The sequence below is a fragment of the Catellatospora coxensis genome (genome assembly GCF_016862635.1).
Taxonomy (GTDB): Bacteria; Actinomycetota; Actinomycetes; order Mycobacteriales; family Micromonosporaceae; genus Catellatospora; species Catellatospora coxensis.
Window position 1 is genome coordinate 1 of sequence record NZ_BONI01000212.1, and the last position, 724, is coordinate 724.

General features: G+C 74.2%; 1 protein-coding gene. It reads left to right on the top strand.

Annotated elements, in window-relative coordinates:
- Nucleotides 1-724 (top strand): family 43 glycosylhydrolase (locus Cco03nite_RS42065; protein WP_203699641.1); only part of this gene is annotated, 724 nt, incomplete at both ends.

Sequence of the window (724 nt, forward strand, 5' to 3'; positions counted from 1 at the left end):
CCGACCCCGTACGGCTGCACGCCCACGGGTTCGACGCGTCCCTGTTCCACGACGAGGACGGCACGACCTGGCTGCTCAACATGAGCGCCGACTGGCGGCCGGGGCGCAACCGCTTCGGCGGCATCGAGATCCAGCAGTACGACCGCGAGCAGCGGCGGCTGGTCGGCGAGCGGCGCATCATCTTCACCGGCACCGCCGCGGGTCTGACCGAGGGCCCGCACCTGTACCGCCACGACGGCTGGTACTGGCTGGTCACCGCGGAGGGCGGCACGAGCTGGGACCATCAGGTGACGGTGGCGCGCTCCCGGGACCTGTTCGGGCCGTACGAGGTCGACCCGGCCGGGCCGCTGCTGACCTCGGTCGGGCGGCCCGACCTGGCGCTGCAGAAGGCCGGGCACGGCAGCCTGGTGCGCACGCAGCACGGCGACTGGTACCTGGCGCACCTGGTCGGGCGGCCGTACACGCCGCTGGGCAACTGCGTGCTCGGCCGCGAGACCGCCATCCAGAAAGTCGACTGGACCCCCGGCGGCTGGCCCAGCGTCCCCGGCGGCATCCCCGCCGACGAGATCACCGCCCCCGGCCTGCCGGAGCACCCGTGGTCCGCCGAACCCGCCACCGACCACTTCGACGCGCCGGAACTCGGCACGGCCTGGTCGACGCTGCGCCGTCCGGCCACCCCGGACTGGGTGGACCTGCGATCGCGGCCCTCGCACCTGCGCGTGTA